Annotated in this window: 17 protein-coding genes; 15 read left to right on the top strand and 2 right to left on the bottom strand. The window is 48.2% G+C overall.

All coding sequences use genetic code 11. The annotated features are described in order from the left end of the window. Nucleotides 1-304: 304 nt before the first annotated feature. The 13 genes from HMPREF2626_RS08525 (at nucleotide 305) to HMPREF2626_RS08465 (ending at nucleotide 12899) form a co-directional block, all read left to right on the top strand. Complete coding sequence (locus HMPREF2626_RS08525) at nucleotides 305-568, top strand: hypothetical protein (RefSeq protein ID WP_070620122.1); 264 nt, start codon at nucleotides 305-307, stop codon at nucleotides 566-568. A 326-nt stretch (nucleotides 569-894) separates the two neighbouring features. Next, the gene (locus HMPREF2626_RS08520; protein WP_070620119.1) at nucleotides 895-1884 is read left to right on the top strand and encodes a lactate/malate family dehydrogenase; all 990 of its coding nucleotides are present in this window, start codon (nucleotides 895-897) and stop codon (nucleotides 1882-1884) included. 96 nt (nucleotides 1885-1980) lie between these two features. Then, the gene (locus HMPREF2626_RS08515; RefSeq protein WP_070620115.1) at nucleotides 1981-3198 is read left to right on the top strand and encodes a CapA family protein; all 1218 of its coding nucleotides are present in this window, start codon (nucleotides 1981-1983) and stop codon (nucleotides 3196-3198) included. Between the two features lie 428 nt (nucleotides 3199-3626). After that, nucleotides 3627-4127: a tRNA adenosine(34) deaminase TadA gene (gene tadA / locus HMPREF2626_RS08510; protein WP_256374741.1), complete on the top strand. Its 501-nt coding sequence runs from the start codon at nucleotides 3627-3629 to the stop codon at nucleotides 4125-4127. 89 nt (nucleotides 4128-4216) lie between these two features. Further along, nucleotides 4217-4543 carry a hypothetical protein gene (locus HMPREF2626_RS08505; protein WP_067974142.1) on the top strand — a complete coding sequence of 109 codons (327 nt, stop codon included), beginning with the start codon at nucleotides 4217-4219 and terminating at the stop codon, nucleotides 4541-4543. Beyond that, the gene (locus HMPREF2626_RS08500; RefSeq protein WP_070620111.1) at nucleotides 4530-6494 is read left to right on the top strand and encodes a V-type ATP synthase subunit I; all 1965 of its coding nucleotides are present in this window, start codon (nucleotides 4530-4532) and stop codon (nucleotides 6492-6494) included. Before HMPREF2626_RS08505 ends, HMPREF2626_RS08500 begins: the two co-directional genes overlap by 14 nt. 28 nt (nucleotides 6495-6522) lie before the next feature. Continuing rightward, nucleotides 6523-7005 carry a V-type ATP synthase subunit K gene (locus tag HMPREF2626_RS08495; protein WP_070620109.1) on the top strand — a complete coding sequence of 161 codons (483 nt, stop codon included), beginning with the start codon at nucleotides 6523-6525 and terminating at the stop codon, nucleotides 7003-7005. A gap of 123 nt (nucleotides 7006-7128) precedes the next feature. Continuing rightward, nucleotides 7129-7710 (top strand): V-type ATP synthase subunit E, encoded by a 582-nt coding sequence (locus tag HMPREF2626_RS08490; RefSeq protein ID WP_070620106.1) that lies wholly within the window; start codon nucleotides 7129-7131, stop codon nucleotides 7708-7710. Between the two features lie 15 nt (nucleotides 7711-7725). Continuing rightward, complete coding sequence (locus HMPREF2626_RS08485; RefSeq protein ID WP_070620103.1) at nucleotides 7726-8727, top strand: V-type ATPase subunit; 1002 nt, start codon at nucleotides 7726-7728, stop codon at nucleotides 8725-8727. Next, entirely contained in the window at nucleotides 8717-9028 is a 312-nt protein-coding gene (locus tag HMPREF2626_RS08480; protein WP_070620100.1) for a V-type ATP synthase subunit F, read from the top strand. The genes HMPREF2626_RS08485 and HMPREF2626_RS08480 overlap by 11 nt, the downstream gene beginning before the upstream one ends. A 44-nt stretch (nucleotides 9029-9072) precedes the next feature. Next, nucleotides 9073-10851, top strand: coding sequence for a V-type ATP synthase subunit A (locus HMPREF2626_RS08475; RefSeq protein WP_070620097.1), 1779 nt, complete (start codon nucleotides 9073-9075; stop codon nucleotides 10849-10851). Further along, nucleotides 10851-12248, top strand: a complete 1398-nt coding sequence (locus HMPREF2626_RS08470; RefSeq protein WP_070620094.1) for a V-type ATP synthase subunit B — start codon at nucleotides 10851-10853, stop codon at nucleotides 12246-12248. Before HMPREF2626_RS08475 ends, HMPREF2626_RS08470 begins: the two co-directional genes overlap by 1 nt. A gap of 6 nt (nucleotides 12249-12254) precedes the next feature. Beyond that, complete coding sequence (locus HMPREF2626_RS08465; protein WP_070620091.1) at nucleotides 12255-12899, top strand: V-type ATP synthase subunit D; 645 nt, start codon at nucleotides 12255-12257, stop codon at nucleotides 12897-12899. A 533-nt stretch (nucleotides 12900-13432) separates the two neighbouring features. On the opposite strand, the gene HMPREF2626_RS08460 is transcribed toward HMPREF2626_RS08465, so the two are convergent. Next, complete coding sequence (locus HMPREF2626_RS08460) at nucleotides 13433-14245, bottom strand: hypothetical protein (RefSeq protein ID WP_070620088.1); 813 nt, start codon at nucleotides 14243-14245, stop codon at nucleotides 13433-13435. Nucleotides 14246-14320: 75 nt separating this feature from the next. Further along, nucleotides 14321-15340: a CAP domain-containing protein gene (locus HMPREF2626_RS10040; protein ID WP_141744618.1), complete on the bottom strand. Its 1020-nt coding sequence runs from the start codon at nucleotides 15338-15340 to the stop codon at nucleotides 14321-14323. Nucleotides 15341-15698: 358 nt separating this feature from the next. Between HMPREF2626_RS10040 and HMPREF2626_RS08450 the strand changes: the two genes are divergently transcribed. Then, entirely contained in the window at nucleotides 15699-16331 is a 633-nt protein-coding gene (locus HMPREF2626_RS08450; protein ID WP_141744617.1) for a sigma factor, read from the top strand. A gap of 5 nt (nucleotides 16332-16336) precedes the next feature. Further along, nucleotides 16337-17428: an anti-sigma factor domain-containing protein gene (locus tag HMPREF2626_RS08445; protein WP_070620079.1), complete on the top strand. Its 1092-nt coding sequence runs from the start codon at nucleotides 16337-16339 to the stop codon at nucleotides 17426-17428. Nucleotides 17429-17524 lie beyond the last annotated feature (96 nt).

The raw sequence follows: 17524 nt of genomic DNA, 5'->3' as shown, positions 1-17524 counted from the left end.
CCCGACTACACAGGGTGTGAGGGAGCGCGGTTAGCTGAACACTCAAACAAGCTCGTTGACTGTGGATTGATAGAAATGAACCCACAATCAGGCTAACGGAGTGTGTGTTAGCAGCTTTCAATCCCCACACGAGACTATAAAGTGTGGGTTGACCAGCCAGGAGGCACTACCCCATAAGCTAAATGATATGTGAAGAGAGTTGGTCCGGCGCCAGCTCTTTTTATTCGTCTTTCCAGGGGCAAACTTTTCAGCTGCCAAGCCTGTATGGTATAATGCTAGAAACAGAAGAAGTGAGGTGGATGGTATGGATAAGAAAACAAAGGCGGGACTTTTTGTATTAGGTTCTCTCGCTGCAGTGACAGCGGTAGCTGCTGTTGCATTTTTTGAAGAAGATAATGAATCGACCTTTAGTAACTTGCTAGATACGGTGGGCAAGAAGGGCAAGGCCCATGGACAAGACTTGGTCGATAAGTTGCCCTTCTTTTCGGATGATTCTTCAGCCGGTAAGTGGAAAGATCGGGCATCAGACCTTTACCAATTGGTTGACGCTTTCCGGTCAGATGATTAGATCCAACCGTCTTGGTGAGTGTCTGAACGATGACTCAATGGTCAAGACTGGAAAAAGAACTGTTGATTATAAAGGATTGCTTGTGGGCAATCCTTTTTTATTTAGGGTAAGAGCAAAGACGTTTAGAAGCTTACCATTGGGACACGAACGAAAAAGAGCAAGCTGTGCTTGCGCCTTTCGATCGTGTGAAGTGGAGAAGCTTCTGTCTTTGCGAAATCATTCCGACTTTGCCAAGTCGAACCTATGCTTAAAAATTAAAACTTTCTCATCATCCCCTTAATCTGTGCTATAATTGACCTATTAATAACATAAAGGAGTGACTGCAAATGGCAATTTATGGCCAGAAATTAGGCATTGTCGGGGTAGGTTTTGTCGGGTCCAAAATTTTATCCAATGTGTTGGCCGCCAATCTCTTCTCTGAAATTGTTTTGATTGATGAGAAAAAAGGGAAGGCGGCAGGGGAAGCCCTCGATGAGCGCCATGCTATGGGACTCGGTTCGACCCAGCATGTGAAGGTCTATGCCGGTGAATACAGTGATTTAGCAGATGCGGATGTGATTGTAGTTGCTGCAACCCATATCTACGAAGATGAAATTCCGGCTGAACGTCAGGATCTTTTATTAGATAATATTCCGGTCCTGGATGATGTGATGTCAGGAATCAGCCAACACACCCGGGAAGCTATCCTGGTTTTTATCTCCAATCCTGTTGATACCCTGGCCCATCTAGCAGTGACAGAATATCATTACCCCAAGGAACGGGTCCTATCGACGGGGACTATGCTGGATTCAGCCCGCTTGCGCTATGCGGTGGCTGAGCACTACGGTATCGATCCCAAGTCAGTGACAGGCTATATGCTAGGGGAGCACGGCATGTCTTCTTTTGCAGCCTGCAGTCATCTCAATGTTCAGGGGATCCCTTTTGACCAGCTGAGCGATTATTTTGAAGGGATTAGCCCCCTCGATGTTGACCAATTGACAGAGGAAGTTGTCCAATCGGCTTATGATGTCTTTATGGATAAGGCGGGTGTGACGGATGCCGCCATTGCCCGGGTAGCGGTGGAACTCTTGACGACTATTGTCCTGGACCAAGGGACGATCCTGCCTGTCGGGACCTTCTGTGGCCAAGGCATTTATGAACTCGACCAAGCGGTAACCTTCAGCCTGCCTGCTCAGATTGGCCGCCAAGGGGTTGTTCGGACCTTCCAGATTCCACTCAACGAATGGGAAAAAGAAAAATTAGTCCAAAGCGTGGCAGTTATTGACCAGTCCATCCGCTTTGGTCGGGAGAAGCTGCAAGACTACCGCAAGCAGTAAGCCCCTTATCAGTCAAGACAGAGCCGCAGCAGAGTTTGTGGGAGCGGAAGCTAGCGGCTTTTTTCTTTGCTTAAACAAGCTTTAAAGGAGAAAGTGATGAAAACTATCCAGCATCAATTTATTCGCAGCGCCTTAACGCTTGCCCTATTGGCTTTAGCGGGTTGCCAGGGTGCTTCAAGTCCTCTGACTAAGCCGCAAGCAGAGACCGTCCATGAAGCGCGCATCATGGCCCATGGCGACTTGCTCTACCATGACCCGATCTTTGCTAGCGCTGCCCAGGTCGACGGCTCTTTCGACTTCCATCCCAATTTTACTTATGTTAAACCCTGGATTCAGCAGGCTGATCTCAGTCTGGCGGACTTTGAAGGGACGATCGATCCCAGCAAGCCCCTGGTCGGCTACCCGCTCTTCAATGCCCCTAAAGAGGTGGCTGATGCCATGGCGGATACGGGCTATGATGTGGTGGACCTGGCCCATAACCATATCTTAGATTCGGGACTCGAAGGACTCCGCTCAACGGCAGCTAGCTTCAGCCAGCGGGGCATGACGCCTCTGGGGGTCTATCCGGAGACGTCCCGCCAGGATGCCGATATCTTGGTCAAGGAAGTCAATGGGATCAAGATTGCTCTTCTTGCCTATGCTTACGGCTTCAATGGGCTGGAGGCGGGCCTGAGCCCTAGCGACTATGCCTCTTGCCTCTCTGACCTCGACGAAGAGAAGATGCGTCAAGAAATCGAGCGTGCTGAGAAAGTAGCAGATGTGACCGTCGTCATGCCTCAGATGGGAGTGGAGTATGCCTTGGAACCAACCCAGGAACAAATTGATTGCTACCATAAGATGGTGGCCTGGGGAGCGGATGTGGTCTTGGGTGGCCATCCCCATGTCATTGAACCTGCTGAAGTGATCGACCGTGGAGGGGATAAGAAGCTGATTATTTATTCCATGGGTAACTTCCTCTCCAACCAGCGCGCGGAAACCATGGAGGGTAATATTTGGACCGAGCGCGGGGTCTTGATGGATCTGACTTTTGAGAAGAAGGGGGACAAGACCCGGATCAAGGAGGTCCAAGCTCGGCCGAGTTGGGTCGCTCGGGAAGACCTGGGGACCTATTCCCAGACCTTTAATCGCAAGCAATACCTCTATCAAACTTATATCCTCGATGATTTCGTAGCTGGCGGGCCTTACCGCGACCAAGTTGATCCAGCTGTCCGAGACCGGATCGACCAGGCCTATGCTGCAGTTAAGGACCATGTGGGATTGAACTGGCCCCAAGCCAAGCACAGCTACCAAGCCAGTCCCGGGATTGATGTTTGAAGTGGTTAATCAATGGGTGAGACAAAAGTCCAGGCCTAAGCGATGTTTGTCACAGTCTCGGTTAATAAATACAAAAATTAGTTTTTTAGAAATGAAAAGTAAAGAATCTTTAAGTTCTTTGCAAGACTTGTCGGCTCAAATAAATCATCTGAGGAAGCAGAAGAAGTCGAAACTTTCCTATTATATGACGGCCTCTGAACTTTGGGTCAGGGGCTGCTTTTATTTTCTGGAAGGGCTTTAAAGACGATAAAATATCGTTTTTTGAGAAAGAAATAATTTGACCAATGGCTTAGATTATCGTAAAGTAATAATTGTGGGAACATATCTTTTGAAATCTATGGAAGGCGAATAGCCCCTTCCAAATTGAGAGCCAAGCAGAAACTTTTCATGCTGGCTCTGCTTGATTATTCCGAATTTGAGGTGGTTGTTTGCAGCATGAAGACTTTATGCGTTTGGCCATAGCGGAAGCCAAGAAGGCGGAAGCTTTGGGCGAGGTGCCGATTGGTGCGATTGTTGTTAAAGATGGCCAAGTGATTGGACGCGGCTATAACTTGCGCGAGCAGTCCAATGATGCTACGAGCCATGCGGAGATGCAGGCCATTCGTGAAGCCAACGCTTATTTGGATAATTGGCGACTGATGGATTGTGATATGTATGTCACTTTAGAACCTTGTCCAATGTGTAGCGGGGCAATTATTCTATCGCGGATTCGACATCTTTATTTCGGGGCATATGATCCCAAGGGCGGCACAGTAGGTTCTTTGATGAACCTTGTCACTGATGAGCGCTTTAACCACCAAGTTGAAGTGACCAGCGGCCTCTTAGGAAGAGCCTGCAGCGAGATGTTGACGTCTTTTTTTAGAGAATTGCGTAAGCAGCGTAAGCGGGCGTCACGGAAGCCTCGAAAGGAAGAAAACAACTTGCACTAATTATTCTTAAAAGAGCGGCTAGTTGTTGTCAGGCTATGCTTAGTAGTAGAAGATAAGGTATAATGATTCTTATAAGGGGGGTGGAGCGATTGGCGAACCAAACGATTCAACAGGTTGTTGATGCAGAAGCAAAAGCTAAGGGCATTAAGGCAGATTTTGAAGCCAAGTTAGAGCAATTACGTCACGAATATCGAGCAAAATTAAAAGCGCTAACAGAAGAAAAAGATGCTGAAGTGGCTGATTTCAAGGCCAACAAGAAGGCCGAACTTGATCAAGCCTATGCCGAATACCAAGCACAAGCAGATGAAGAAAATCAGGGCCAAATTCAAGGCCTCGGTCAAAAATTTGACGAGAACAAAGAGGATTTGGTCGCATATGTTGTTGAGGAGGTGAGAAAATCATATGGCAATAGCTAAAATGAAGAAGTTGTCGATTGTATCGAAACCTGCACTAAAGGAAGACCTGGTGAGAAACTTACAGGCCTTGCAGAGTGTCGAAGTGTCGGCCCTGCCTAGGGAAGATGCTGAAGATGCGGTTGATGCGGCACAAGTGAAATCTGAAGACTATGTCCAATATGATGATCTCTACCAAAGAGCAGAGCGGGCTTTAGTGATCCTATCCCGTTATGCTAAAGATCGGTCCATGATGGAGAAGCTCACCCATAAGCGTCCTGTCTTTAGTCTAGAAGGTCTCCACCAAGAAGTGGACCTGGACCAAGGCCAGGCTTTAATTGAAGAGGTCGAAAAACTCTACAATCAACGGGAAAACATTATCTCCACCCGGGAAACAGTGGAAGATGAACAGACTGCTGTTTCTAACTGGCGGAGCTTGGATGTGAACCCAGCCGAGCTTTATCAACTGGACCACTTTGCCGTTTCCTTGGGGACTGTCCCTAACGATAGCTCAAGCAGCCAGTGGCATGCCCTTAAGGAAGATACAAAAGATGAGGATATTTCCTTATTAGAAGCCTTCTCCAATGAGGACGAAATTGGGGTGGTAGCTGTGACCCGCAAGTCTCAAGCTGAAGACTTCCAGGGGAGACTGGCTCAATACCACTTCCAGCCTTTCGATTATCCTTATGAAGAAGGTCCAGAAACAGCCTTCCAGAACTTGGAAGACAAGCGTAAGTCACTTATCAAGGAAGAGGAAGAAGTGGTGCAGGCGCTCCAGACTCTAGAAGCTAAGATTCCTTTAGTGGAACAAGTCGCTGAAGAGACCTATAACCGCTCACAACATGCCTTGGCTGTCCAATTGACTTATGATAATGATTATTTAATCTTACTGAGTGGTTGGACTGACGAAGAGGACTATGACGCGCTCATCCAGAAACTGGAAGCCAGTATTGGGGCAGATAACTTTGTTGTCGTGGAAGAAGAGATTACAGAAGAAGCGATCGACAATAACGAAGTCCCCACAAAACTTAAGAATAATGCCCTGAACGCGCCCTTTGAAATGATTACCGAAATGTACGGGGTACCCAACTACCGGGAGATTGACCCGACACCATTTATTACCCCCTTCTACTTACTCTTCTTCGGGATGATGATGGGGGACCTCGGTTACGGCTTGGTACTTTGGTTAGGTACCCTAGTCGCCATGAAGATGATGGACCTGCATGGGAGTGCAGGAAACATGGTCAAATTCGGCCATTACCTATCCTACCCCACCATGCTCGTGGGTCTGCTCTACGGTTCCTTCTTTGGGGAGTCGATTCCAACAGGGATTGTCGATCCAACAGGCGATGCGATCTTGATCATGGCAGCCTCTGTTGTGATCGGTTTGATTCATATCTTAGTTGCCCTCTGCATAAAGATCTATCTTGAAGTGCGCCGGGGCAATATGGAATCAGCCTACAGCGATGGCTTAGGTTGGATCCTGATCCTACTTGGCCTAGGTGCCTGGGGGATCGGTGCTATGGCTGGGATGCCAGAAGTTGGAACCATTGGGAAATGGGTTTCCATTATCGGCTTTGCCGGAATGATTATTGTCCCTGTTATCTTCCAAGATAAGAAGCTCCTGGCAGCTGGGCTAGGTCTCTACAATATCTATGGGATTTCAGGCTATGTTGGGGACCTAGTTTCCTATACTCGTCTGATGGCGCTGGGGATCTCTGGGGGATCCATCGCCATGGCCTTCAACATGCTTGTTGGCTTCTTCCCAGCCCCAATTCGTTTCACGATTGGGATCGTATTGATTATCGCCTTGCAATCCTTTAACTTGTTCCTCTCAGTTCTGAGTGGTTACGTTCACGGTTTGCGTTTGATCTTCGTAGAATTCTTCGGTAAGTTCTATGAAGGGGACGGCCGGGCCTTCAGCCCAATCAATACCCTAGAGAAATATGTACGTTTAAATAACTCTGACAAATAGACACAATATATAATACGGAGGTATAGTAATGGAAAACTGGATAAGCTTTTTTGTTGAAAATGGTGGCGCAATCTTCGCTATGCTAGGCGTAGCAGTTGCCGTAATGTTCTCAGGTATGGGGTCTGCCCGCGGTGTTGGTGAAGCCGGTCAATCCGCTGCCGCCCTAGTGAAAGACCAACCTGAAAAATTCGCCCAATCACTGATCTTACAGCTCCTACCTGGTACCCAAGGTTTATACGGCTTCGTGGTTGGTTTCATGATTTACTTACAATTAGGGAATGAATTAAGCTTACAACAAGGCTTTCTCTATTTAATGGCCGCTCTTCCTATCGGGATTGTTGGTTGGATCTCAGCTAAATACCAAGGTCAAACTGCTGCTGCAGGTATGCAAATCTTAGCGAAACGCCCAGAAAACGTCTCTAACGCAATTGTTTACGCCGTTATGGTGGAAACCTACGCAATCTTAGCTTTCGTTATGTCTCTACTCCTAGTTCTACAAATCCAAGGCTAATCAGAGAGTGTGACCAAAGTCAGAGCTGGCCTAGGCCAGCTCTCGCAGCCTAGTGCCTAGCTGGAGCATACTCCAGCGGCATGATCAACCAATAGATAATATATAGAGGAAAGGAGGCACTGTATGGCAACCATTCAAAATTTAACTCAGGATGTCCTCGCTAAGATTAGCCAGGAGGAAGATGCCAAGTTCAAATCGGGCAAAGAAAAGCTTGAGCAAGACACAGCCGCTCGTGAGAAGCGCATCCAAAAAGATGCTGAAGATAAGAAGGCGTCCCTAAAAGACCAGGCGGCGCGCGAACTGGACCGCAAGAAGCAAGGTTACAACAACCAAATGCGCAACCAAGTCTTAGCCAAGAAGCAAGACTTGATCCAAACGGTTTATACCGAAGCTGTGACAAGATTGACGGAACTTCCAGAAAATGAGTTTATCGAATTTGTCAAAGGTGCTCTATCACAATTAAATACAGACCAAGCGACTGTCTTACAGCTTGGCTCGAAATCAGAAAAACAATTGACCGACCAAGGTTTAGCCCAACTTCAAGGAGACTATCCGAACTTGAAGCGCGCTGACCAAAACTTACGCGGTCAAGGCGGCTTCATTCTCTCCCAAGAGGGGATGGACTATAACTTTACTTTTGACCAACTGATCGAGGAACAAGAGGAAGCTCTTTCTGCCGAAATTTCCAAACGCGCATTTAATTAGAAAGGAGTTGTCGAAATGGAAAATACAGCATATGCTGGGTTGAATGTTTCCGTCCGCGTCCAAGAGACCAGTCTTTTGCAAGCGTCGGATTACAACGCCATGTTACAGGCAACTTCTTTAAGCGAGGCGCTCAATGTCTTGCGTAAGACGGACTACAACTTACCAGAGGACATTGAAGAAACAAGAGACTTCGACGCTTTCTTAATGGCGGACTTGCGTCGGGCCTATAATGACCTCTACGCAAGCACACCAGATCCACGTGTGGTTGACTTCTACGCCTTGCGCTACGAATACCATAATTTGAAGGTTCTCTTCAAGGAGTGGTATGCAGAGCGTGACTTCTCGGATATCTACCTCCCCATTGGCCGGCACAGCATTGAAAGCTTGCGCCGGGCAGTGCGTACCGGAGATGGCGAGGGTTTCGACCAATCCATGATCCAAGGCATCCGCGATGTGCGCGAGAATTTTGAGAATTACCATTCTTTCGATGCCATCTCGATCATCTTAGATTCTGCCTATCTCGATAATATGCGGGAATTAGCGGATGAAATCGATGATCCAGGTGTGGACCGACTGGCCGATATGACGATTGACTTTGCCAACCTGTCTATGCTCGTTCGGGCCATCCAGCAAGGGCGGTCTAAGGGCTTTATGCGGGCAGTCTTAAGTGACAAGGGGACCCTAGATAGCGATGAAATTATCAACTATGCGGTCTCCCACAATCACGCGGCCATTGCCCAGGCCTACAAGTCCCTCATCTACGGGGGGAACTTAGCTAATGCCTTGCATGAAGATGGCAGCACCAGTGTCGTGGAATTAGAAGGTCGGATTGAAGAAACTGAAGCAGAAGAAATGAAGCTGGCCCAATTGGAGGCATTCGGCCCCCTACCAGCCCTAGCTTACTTGTATTTCAAAGAGAATGAAATTACTAATATCCGTTTGATCTTAGTCGGCAAGGCCAATGACTTAGACGAACAAGCAATTAAGGAAAGGATGCGACCTATCTATGGCTCATAAAATTGCAGTCGTCGGTGAAAAAGATGTCGTGATTCCTTTTCAATTGATCGGCTTCGATGCTTTCCCCGTTAACGACGGCCAGGAAGCCCGTAAGCAAGTCGATGAATTAGCAAAGAGCGAATACGGTATCATCTATCTTACCGAAACGATCGCTGAACAGATACCAGACACCATTTCCCATTACGACACCCAAGTCGTACCTGCTGTGATTTTAATTCCTTCACACAAGGGAAGTCTCGGCATTGGGAAGAAACGTGTCCAAGATAATGTTGAGAAGGCTGTCGGACAGAATATCCTCTAAGTCCAGCCATCTCAGTGAAACAACCATTAGAGGGAGGAAAAGATTTGAAATCAGGGAAAATAGTAGAAGTTTCTGGTCCACTGATTAAAGCTTCCGGCATGGAAGACGCTGCCGTTCAGGAAATCTGCTACGTTGGCGACTTGAACCTCATGGGCGAAATCATCGAAATGCACGGTGATGTTGCGTCTATCCAGGTTTATGAAGAAACTTCTGGTTTAACCCCAGGAGAAGAAGTGCGCCCAACCGGGGAGCTCTTATCAGTAGAACTCGGTCCAGGACTTTTAACACGTATGTTCGATGGGATCCAACGCCCACTCGAAGACTTTATGGAAGAAACAGGCTCCAATTACTTGGTACGTGGGGCCCATGTTGACCCACTTGACCGTGAGAACAAATGGCATTTCGAAGCCACTGTCCAAGAAGGTGACAGCGTTGAAGCTGGTGACATCGTCGGGACCGTCCAAGAAGGTGAAGTGATTGAACACCGGATCATGGTTCAAAATGGGGTCAAAGGAACAATTGCTAAGATTGCTTCTGGCGAATACGATTTAGATGATACGGTCTATGTCATCCGTGATGAGCACGGTGAAGAGAAGAGCTATGGCCTCTCTCAAAGATGGCCAGTTCGTATCGGCCGTCCATTCAAGAAGAAATTATTACCAGATAGCATTATGACCACCGGCCAGCGGGTAGTCGATACCTTCTTCCCTATTACTAAGGGGGGCGCCGCTGCCATCCCAGGGCCTTTCGGTGCTGGTAAGACAGTTCTCCAACACCAAATCGCAAAATTCGCAGATGCGGATGTCGTAGTGTATGTTGGTTGTGGGGAACGTGGGAATGAGATGACGGACGTTGTTAACGAATTCCCAGAATTGATCGACCCCAATACCGGCAAGTCTATCATGGAACGAACCGTATTGATTGCCAATACCTCCAATATGCCGGTTGCGGCGCGTGAAGCCTCAATCTATACCGGGATTACCATTGCGGAATACTTCCGTGACATGGGCTATTCTGTCGCTATCATGGCCGACTCAACCTCACGTTGGGCCGAAGCGCTCCGTGAAATGTCTGGTCGTCTGGAAGAAATGCCAGGGGACGAAGGTTATCCAGCTTACCTAGGTTCACGGATTGCTGAATACTATGAACGTGCCGGGATTGTTGAAGTTCAAGGGAGCGAAGGCCGGACAGGTGCTGTTACAGCTATCGGTGCGGTGTCACCTCCAGGCGGGGATACTTCTGAACCAGTTACTCAGAATACCCTCCGTGTGGTGAAGGTATACTGGGGTCTGGATTCCAGCCTATCCCAACAACGTCACTTCCCAGCCATTAACTGGTTAGACTCCTACTCACTCTATCTTGATGATGTGACTCAAGGAATTTCCGAAGCCACAGACACGAATTGGCAAGAAATGGTCGGTAGCGCGATGTCGACCCTTCAGGAAGAAGATGGCTTACAAGAAATTGTTCGTTTAGTCGGGATTGACTCCTTGTCTGAGCGTGACCGTTTGACCTTGGCTGTAGCGGCTATGGTTCGTGAAGCCTACCTGCAACAAAACTCCTTCGATGATGTTGATGCGACCACATCTTTCGATAAGCAATTCAAGATGCTAGACATTATCTTAACCTTCGAGCACGAAGCGCGTGAAGCGATGGAAGTCGGCGCTTACTATGACGAAATCATGAAGGGGACGCAAAACATTCGCGAGCGCATCTCACGGATGAAATACACCCATGAAGATGACCTCGACCAATTAGACCAATTGAAGGACGAGATTAATCCTGCCATGCGTGATCTTGTACAAAAGGGAGGGGCTGAATAATGTTAAAAGAATATAAATCCGTAACAGATGTCTACGGCCCTCTGATGATTGTCGATGACGTTGAGGGAGTCGGCTATGATGAATTGGTTGAAATCCAAATGCAAACCGGTGAAAGCCGGGTGGGCCAGGTCCTAGAAATTCAGGAAGACCGTGCCGTTGTCCAAATTTATGGGGGCGGGGCAGGTGTCAACCTACGTGATACCAAGGTTCGCTTCAAAGGGCGCCCGCTTGAATTCGGTGTATCCGAAGACATGATTGGTCGGGCCTTTGACGGACTGGGCAACATCAATGATGATGGCCCTGCGATTATCCCAGATGAAATGCGTGATATCAACGGGACAGCGATTAACCCTATGGCTCGTGACTACCCCGATGAATTTATCCAAACGGGTATCTCTACTATTGACCATATGAATACCTTGGTCCGTGGGCAAAAGTTACCAATCTTCTCGGGTTCTGGTCTTCCCCACCAAGAGTTAGCTGCTCAGATTGCCCGTCAGGCGAGCGTGCTCAATGACGATGAACAGTTTGCGGTAGTTTTCGCCGCTATGGGGGTAACTTTCGAGGAAGCTCAATTCTTCGAAAATTCCTTCCGTGAAACAGGGGCGATTGATCGTTCTGTCATGTTCATCAACCTAGCCAATGACCCAGCCATTGAACGTTTGGCAACCCCTAAGATTGCCTTAACAGCTGCGGAATACCTGGCTTATGAGAAAGATATGCACGTCCTCGTTATCATGACCGACATGACCAACTACTGCGAGGCCTTGCGTGAAGTATCCGCTGCCCGCCGTGAAGTGCCTGGTCGTCGGGGTTATCCAGGTTACCTCTATACCAACCTGTCAACCCTTTATGAACGTGCTGGACGGATCCGCGGGGCTAATGGTTCGGTAACTCAGATTCCGATCTTAACCATGCCGGAAGACGATATTACCCACCCAATCCCTGACTTGACCGGTTATATTACAGAAGGTCAGATTATCTTAGACCATGAGCTCTACAACAATGGGGTTCGGCCACCAATCAACGTATTGCCATCCCTCTCCCGTCTGAAAGACAAGGGGACTGGGGAAGGTAAGACACGTGAAGACCACGCCAACACCATGAACCAGTTGTTCTCAGCTTATGCCAAGGGTAAGGAAGCTAAGGAATTGGCGGTCGTACTCGGGGACTCTGCCCTTTCTGATACCGACAAGCTCTACCTCAAGTTCACTGAGCGCTTTGAAGAAGAATATGTCAACCAAGGCTTCAACACCAACCGTGACATCTTTGAAACCTTAGATTTAGCTTGGGAACTCCTCGCCATCTTGCCTAAGTCCGAATTAACCCGGATTAATGACAAACTGATCGAGAAATACTATCCAGAAGACGCTGAAACTGAATCTGAAGGAGCGTGATGCTAAATGGCCAACGCGTTAAATGTCAAACCGACGCGGATGGAATTGCGCAACCTGAAGAAAAGTTTAGACGTAGCGACACGCGGACATAAATTACTCAAAGATAAGCAGGATGAACTGATGCGTCAGTTTATCGATTTGATCCGCCAAAATAACGAATTGCGCGAGGAAGTTGAAGCCCAACTCTCCGGCGCCCTTCAAAATTTTGTCCTTGCGTCGTCATTGATGAACCAGTCCTTCATTGATGAACTCGTCGCAATTCCAACCAAAGAAGTCTCTTTGGAAATGCACAAGGAAAACATCATGAGCGTTGACGTCCCTAAGATGCAGTTCCATTACTCCGAAGAGCAAGAAAGTGAAAATGAAAAATTTGCCTATGGTTACTTGAACACCTCAAGCGAATTGGACGAAGCGATTGAAACCATGACTCAAGTGATGCCGCGCCTACTCGAACTCAGTGAAATCGAAAAAACCTGCCAGCTCATGGCAGACGAAATCGAAAGTACCCGTCGTCGGGTAAACGCCCTCGAGTATCGAATGATTCCTGACACCCAGGAAACCATCGACTACATCGAAGCCAAGCTCGAAGAAGACGAACGGTCAACCAAGACCCGGATGATCAAAGTGAAAGATATGGGCGAAAAGGCTTAGACTTGATAGAGAGAGTGCGCCAAAAGTCGTTCAGCTCTGAACCACTGGAACAAAGGGTGGAAGAGCCTTGTTAGAGGCTCGACCAGCCTTTGCGAAGTGGAGTCAGAGCTGACTTTTGGAGCAGGTTTTGAAAAAATTTTGTAAAGAGGTTGGAACTTTTATCCCAGCCTCTTTTTTAATTTGGGGATGATGCTGGTGAGCAGGCGTTTCGCTATTGAATTTAAGCGGTGATTAGTGAACTTGCAGAGGAAGCCTTCGTTAGCAAGTAGCTTCGAGTTAACTTGCGAATGGAGGCCTTCTTTGCGATTTGGTCATGCCTAACTTGCGAATTCCCGGTTCCTTTGCGAGTTGGCGTTGAGCTACTTGCGAATCCCCAGTCTGTTTGCAAGTTGATGTCCTGCAACTTGCAAAGCACCCTCTCCATCCGCAAGTTGCTGCCGCCCACCAATCTCCAATACACATGAATCTAGGCTTCCTCGATCAATCCCAACAAAAAAGCACAGCTGGTCCAAAGTTCAGCTGTGCTTTCCTTGTTATTCAGAAGTTTTTAAACCATAAATGAGCGTGTATCCATCACGATTGGGCTGGAGGCTGGCGTAATGGCTGCGGTAGAGGGCCTGGGTAACTTGCTGATAGAGCAGGGGCTGGCCTTTTAAGAGCCCCCAGCCTGCCGCTAACGCTTCTTCCTCAGTCGTTACGTCCTCCGTCTCCACGTGAACCTTGATTTCCGTCACCAAGTCTTGGTTAGCGTCTTGGTAGCTATAGAGAACAGCTTGGTCGTTCAAGGCGCGGATAAAGCCGCCTTGGTCGCTGGCCTCTTTCAAGGCATGGAGGCCTAGGTGTTGACGCTCCTGGTTAATTGCATCAAATAAGTTATATGTCATACTTGTCTTCTCCTCATCTTTGCCAGGTGCAATTCCCCGGGCCGGCTCGGGACTCAAGCGGAAGCTGGGTTGTTCACTCGCTAAGCTTAGTTCGGGACCGAGGAGGGGATCTTTTTCAGTAATGTCCTCATCAGTTCCCTGACTTTCTTCCTCCGCCACTTTGTCGTTTAAGTCATCCAGGACGCCCTCGATCAGGCTCCCCGTATCTATCCGGTCTTGATAGTCGAGCTGGTTATCGTGGACAAGGTCGACAACATCCCGACCTGAAGCCAGGGCGAGCTGGGAGAGGGTATCCCCCCATTGGCTGACATAAACCTTCAAACCATAATGGGCCTGGCGCCGCATCTCAACTTGAATCTCTTCGGCTGACTTCTGGCGAAAAGGCTGGCGCATTCCTTCAAGAGCACGCTTCTTAACCTTTTCGATCTTGGCAGCTTGGCTTTTTTTCTTCTTCTGGGTCACTGTGACTGGCCTCCCTTAACTGCTTTTCTTAACCCTATTATAAAAGAAAGTACAGAAGAAAGTAGGGACTAAGGGTTATTGGCCAAGAATTTGTGCCGAATAGATGAGGGTATGGTCACCATTATCGATGAATTCTAGACCGAGCGACTGGCTCTTATAATTGGCATCGATCATATTGGCATAGTGGCCGGGGCTATTCTTCCAATTGTTAAAGAGCTCTTGGGCGATAGCTTCGGCTGAAGTGCCTGGGCTTGCATAAGTCTGCTGGATATTCTCACCCACATAAGAACCGGTTGTTTCAAAACCATTAGCCGTATTGAAAGCTTGACCATTAGGACGGGTATGGGAGAAGCTATCGATAATTTCCTGGGTCCGGTTGTCGGCTGCGGCTTGATAGCTATCTTGATAGGCTAAAGGCGCTAAGCCTTGTTGGGTCCGCTCCTGGTTAACCAAGTCGTGGAAATGTTTACTGATAGCCTGGCTGAGCGAAGTCGTGGTCTGGTTAGCCAGGGTCACTGCATCAGCATTTGGCGTAGTTACTGCAGCTGGATCTTGGTTCGCGTCAGTGCTTGCTGACTCTTGGGTGCTGGCTTCAGCCGTTGGAATGAAATTAAATTCCGGCTTAGCCTTGCTTAAATCAACGGTTTCTTCACTAGCAAGGGGCGTAACTTCTGCAACAGGGATAGGGCGGCTTTCCTTAGCCTTATCCTGCTTGTTGTCAAAATCGTCATGAATATCGTCATAACTGTCATTGTCTAGGTCATCATCGTGGTCATCTTTGTCATAACTGTCATGAATATCGTCGTAATCGTCATCGTCTAAGTAGTCATCCTGATCATCATCATCAAAATCGTTGTAGATATCGTCGTAATCGTCATCGCCTAAGTCGTCATCCTGATCATTATCGTCATAACCGTCGTAATCGTCATAACCGTCATCATAAGTGTCGTAATCGTCCCAGTCGTCATCAACTTCGTAATCTTCATAGTCTTCGTAATCGTCATCAAAGTCATCGGCTTGGACAGTTTCGCCAACTCCTAGGCTGCCTGCACCAATTAGTCCTAGGGCGATGAGTAATTTTTTATCTAATTTCATGTGATCATTTCCTTTCTTTTCTGTCATAATGAGTGATTCGAGGACTATTTTGCCCTCCTGTTATACAATACAAGGGTCGCCCAAAATTTAGGGCCCTTTTTAAAAAAGATTTTTGGGTCGAGTAGACCCGAGAACGCTCTGGCCCTCTTGCTATACAATACAAGGCTGCTTAAAAATTTAGGGCCCTTTTTCAAAAAAAGATTTTATTTTGGTCGCCTTTATAGATAAAATACTCTTTTCAGTCGCTTCGACAGATCTTTTTTGCTATAGTAGGGCAAAATAGGCCCTAAAATTTGTCGGGGTCTTGTATCTTGTCTTAAGGGCTGGAGGCTCTGACTATGGAGGAATGAGGGGATAAGTGATGGAGACGCGAGAGGAGCGAAACGCGCTCATTCAAGAACATTTTGGTTTTATTATTAAGACCGTATCTGAAATAACGGGACGCTATGTTGAAGTCGGTAATGATGATGCCTTGAGTGTGGCTTTGATGGCTTTCGATGAGGCAATTTCACGTTATGATGAAGAACGGGGGCACTTCCTGGCTTTCTGCAAGTTGGTGATAAAGAGCCGGGTCCTGACTCATCTTAAGGGAGAGGGCAGGGGACAAGAGGAAGTTTCCTTGGACGACTTGCAGGAACTAGGATTTGACCCAGTAGACGAGCGGCCGGTGTCGCAGACGGATATGAAGGTTGAGATTGAAGCCTGGAAGGGAGACTTGGAGGATTTTGCGATTACGCTCGAACAATTAGCGGATGAGTCGCCCAAGCACCGGGATACCCGGGAACGAGCTATTGATATTTCTGAAGCTTCCAGTAAGAAGCGAGCCATTACCGACCACCTCTTTACTAAGAAGCGCCTGCCCATCCGCAAGATGAGCCGGACCTTTGACGTGACAGAGAAGGTGATCAAGGGGTCCAAGACCTTTATTATTTCGGTAATTGTGATCTTCGTGAAGGAATATCGGGCCTTATTAGATTGGATTAGGGGGTGAGCCGGATGTATGATAAAGTTGTAATTTTAGAGCTAACGAGCGACTATGCCTTGGCTATGTCGCGGTCGGGGGAAGTCCTCCGCATTCGTTTAAAGGATGGCCTAGAAGTGGGCCAGCGGGTATATATTACAGAAGAAGACCGCTACCAGAAGCTAAGTGCTAAGGCCCCAATCCCTCTGAAGGCCCGTTCTAAGCCTAAGAAGATGCCTTGGCTGACGGGCGTCCTAGTGGCAGCCATGGCCCTCTTAGTGGTGGGTGTGGCGACAGTAGCCAGCAATTGGTCCCAGGAAGATGAGATCCTAGGTTTGGGACGGAATCCAAGTATCCAGTTAGAAGTGGACAGTAAGGGGACCATCCAATCCCTAGCTGACGCCAGTGGCAAGGAACAAGCAGCCGCCAAGTATATCGGTGAGCAGCTCAAGGATGAGATCGACCAGTTGCTCGGCCAAGTGAAAGTGGCGGATGACCAGAATATGGTGGTTGCGAGCACAGGCCTTCCTAAAGACCAGGCCGACCAAGTCCGCCAGCAGATCCGTGATTACTATGAAGCGAACGGCTACGATGGCGACCTGATCTTCCTCCAGGCTGAAAATAGCGAATACCAAGCAGCCAAAAATAAAGGCCAGTCCCTGGCTGACTACCTGATTGACCACTATGATTTAGATATTTGGACGCGGGCGGAGAGCCGTGACTTGTCCGACCAAGAGAAGAAAGACCGGCTGAAGGGCCATGGCGACTACATCCATGTGGTCAACGAAGACCAGCGCAAGAAAGAGGAAGAAGAAGCCAAGCGTAAAGAAGAAGAGAAGAAGGAGGAAGAGGAGAAGGAAAAAGAAGAAGCTAAGAAAGAGGAAAATTCTAGAGACAAGGATGACCAAGGCGCAAATCCAAGGCCATCTTCCCAGCCCGAAGCGAGACCAAACCAACCCGCTCAGCGGCCCCAGCAACCAGCCAGGCCTAATCAGCCGGCTCCCGCACCCCAACCAGCTCCAGCCCCTTATCGAGCTCCCGCACCAGCTCCCCAGCCCTCCTACGATGACGATGACTGGGACGATGACGATTGGGATGACGACGACTGGGACGACGATGACGATTAAGGGTGTGAGGGCTAGCGGGAGAAATAGACCTCTGGAGCCAAAATCCAGAGAAGTCTGAAAGACTTCGACGGATTTTGGTGAAGAGGAGCTATTTCT

The sequence above is a fragment of the Aerococcus sp. HMSC062A02 genome (assembly GCF_001809535.1).
In the GTDB taxonomy this organism is placed as follows: Bacteria; Bacillota; Bacilli; order Lactobacillales; family Aerococcaceae; genus Aerococcus.
The sequence above is the reverse complement of the archived record's forward strand: the minus strand, read 5'-3'. Positions and strand labels throughout refer to the sequence as shown.